Origin of the sequence: Rhodococcus jostii NBRC 16295, from assembly GCF_001894825.1 — a bacterium.
GTDB lineage: Bacteria > Actinomycetota > Actinomycetes > Mycobacteriales > Mycobacteriaceae > Rhodococcus_F > Rhodococcus_F jostii.
The window spans coordinates 2,501-5,569 of sequence record NZ_BCWY01000179.1; the positions used below are offsets into that span (position 1 = coordinate 2,501).

The 3,069-nt window shown below is 55.7% G+C and carries 2 rRNA genes (1 of these 2 running past the window's edge); both read left to right on the forward strand.

Going from position 1 to position 3,069, the window contains the following annotated elements:
* Positions 1 to 2,802, forward strand: a 23S ribosomal RNA gene (locus RJ1_RS44260) (it extends 332 nt beyond the left edge of the window).
* Positions 2,803 to 2,937: 135 nt separating this feature from the next.
* Positions 2,938 to 3,054: ribosomal RNA gene (rrf, locus tag RJ1_RS44265) — 5S ribosomal RNA — on the forward strand.
* Positions 3,055 to 3,069: the final 15 nt, after the last annotated feature.

The following is a 3,069-nucleotide window of genomic DNA, read 5'->3' on the forward strand; positions in this document are numbered from 1 at the left end:
GTCAATGCTGCCGTGTTGGCCGACAGTAAGAAATCATTGTGTTAGTGGAAGTGGTCTGGAACGGCCTGTCGTAGAGGGTGAGAGTCCCGTACACGAAAACATGATGACTGTCGTGATGGAAACCCAAGTAGCACCGGGCCCGTGAAATCTGGTGTGAATCTGTCGGGACCACCCGATAAGCCTGAATACTCCCTGGTGACCGATAGCGGACTAGTACCGTGAGGGAAAGGTGAAAAGTACCCCGGGAGGGGAGTGAAATAGTACCTGAAACCGTGCGCTTACAATCCGTCAAAGCCTTCGAGTGACTTGTCACTGGGGGTGATGGCGTGCCTTTTGAAGAATGAGCCTGCGAGTTAGTGGCATGTCGCGAGGTTAACCCGTGTGGGGTAGCCGTAGCGAAAGCGAGTCCGAATAGGGCGTTTTTAGTGGCATGTTCTAGACCCGAAGCGGAGTGATCTACCCATGGCCAGGTTGAAGCGACGGTAAGACGTCGTGGAGGACCGAACCCACTTAGGTTGAAAACTGAGGGGATGAGCTGTGGGTAGGGGTGAAAGGCCAATCAAACTCCGTGATAGCTGGTTCTCCCCGAAATGCATTTAGGTGCAGCGTCGCGTGTTTCTCACCGGAGGTAGAGCTACTGGATGGTCTAGGGGGCCCACAAGCTTACCGAAATCAGCCAAACTCCGAATGCCGGTGAGTGAGAGCGCGGCAGTGAGACTGCGGGCGATAAGGTTCGTAGTCGAGAGGGAAACAGCCCAGATCGCCAGCTAAGGTCCCTAAGCGTGTACTAAGTGGAAAAGGATGTGGGGTCGCGAAGACAACCAGGAGGTTGGCTTAGAAGCAGCCACCCTTGAAAGAGTGCGTAATAGCTCACTGGTCAAGTGATCCTGCGCCGACAATGTAGCGGGGCTCAAGTACACCACCGAAGCTGCGGCATTCACACAATGCACCCCCTTGATTCTGCGGAGTCTTGGGCAGTGGTGTGGATGGGTAGGGGAGCGTCGTGTGGCCATGGAAGCGGCGGGGTGACCCAGCCGTGGAGGCCACACGAGTGAGAATGCAGGCATGAGTAGCGAAAGACGAGTGAGAAACTCGTCCGCCGAATGACCAAGGGTTCCTGGGCCAGGTTAATCCGCCCAGGGTGAGTCGGGACCTAAGACGAGGCCGACAGGCGTAGCCGATGGACAACGGGTTGATATTCCCGTACCCGTGTGAACGCGCCCCTGGTGAATCAGTGATACTAACCATCCTGAAGCGTCCTTACGCCCCTTCGGGGGCCCTGGATGTGGATGCATGGGACCTGATCTGGTAGTAGCCAAGCGATGGGGTGACGCAGGAAGGTAGCTGAGCCAGTCAGTGGTAATACTGGTGTAAGCCTGTAGGGCGAATGGTAGGCAAATCCGCCATTCATCAAGCCTGAGAGGTGACGCATAGCCGAATGAGGCGAATTCAGTGATCCTATGCTGCCGAGAAAAGCCTCTAGCGAGCTTTCACACGGCCCGTACCCCAAACCGACACAGGTGGTCAGGTAGAGAATACTAAGGCGATCGAGATAACTATGGTTAAGGAACTCGGCAAAATGCCCCCGTAACTTCGGGAGAAGGGGGGCCTCGTCCGGTGATCACTCTTGCAGTGTGAGCTGGGTGGGGCCGCAGAGACCAGTGAGAAGCGACTGTTTACTAAAAACACAGGTCCGTGCGAAGTCGTAAGACGATGTATACGGACTGACGCCTGCCCGGTGCTGGAAGGTTAAGAGGACCGGTTAGCCAGCAATGGCGAAGCTGAGAATTTAAGCCCCAGTAAACGGCGGTGGTAACTATAACCATCCTAAGGTAGCGAAATTCCTTGTCGGGTAAGTTCCGACCTGCACGAATGGCGTAACGACTTCTCAGCTGTCTCAACCATAGACTCGGCGAAATTGCATTACGAGTAAAGATGCTCGTTACGCGCGGCAGGACGAAAAGACCCCGGGACCTTCACTACAGCTTGGTATTGGTGTTCGGTTCGGTTTGTGTAGGATAGGTGGGAGACTGTGAAGCGCTCACGCCAGTGAGTGTGGAGTCGTTGTTGAAATACCACTCTGATCGTATTGGACCTCTAACCTCGGACCATGATCTGGTTCAGGGACAGTGCCTGGTGGGTAGTTTAACTGGGGCGGTTGCCTCCCAAAATGTAACGGAGGCGCCCAAAGGTTCCCTCAGCCTGGTTGGCAATCAGGTGTCGAGTGCAAGTGCACAAGGGAGCTTGACTGTGAGACTGACAGGTCGAGCAGGGACGAAAGTCGGGACTAGTGATCCGGCACCGGCAAGTGGAAGCGGTGTCGCTCAACGGATAAAAGGTACCCCGGGGATAACAGGCTGATCTTCCCCAAGAGTCCATATCGACGGGATGGTTTGGCACCTCGATGTCGGCTCGTCGCATCCTGGGGCTGGAGTAGGTCCCAAGGGTTGGGCTGTTCGCCCATTAAAGCGGCACGCGAGCTGGGTTTAGAACGTCGTGAGACAGTTCGGTCTCTATCCGCCGCGCGCGTTAGAAACTTGAGGAAGGCTGTCCCTAGTACGAGAGGACCGGGACGGACGAACCTCTGGTGTGCCAGTTGTTCCACCAGGAGCACCGCTGGTTAGCTACGTTCGGAAGGGATAACCGCTGAAAGCATCTAAGCGGGAAGCCTGTTCCAAGATGAGGTTTCTCACCCCCTCGAGGGGGTAAGGCCCCCGGCAGACCACCGGGTTGATAGGCCAGAACTGGAAGTCCGGTAACGGATGCAGGTGACTGGTACTAATAGGCCGAGGACTTACCACAAAGAAGCTACGCGTCCACTGTGCAGTATCTGAAACAACACACACGTTTCAGAACTGAAGAAGAAGAACACACCCCCACCGACATGGTGTGGTGGTTGTGTCTTCGCTGATGTTCCGTGTGACAGTTTCATAGAGTTACGGCGGCCATAGCGGAGGGGAAACGCCCGGTCCCATTCCGAACCCGGAAGCTAAGCCCTCCAGCGCCGATGGTACTGCACCCGACAGGGTGTGGGAGAGTAGGACACCGCCGAACATCCGTTACCGAAAG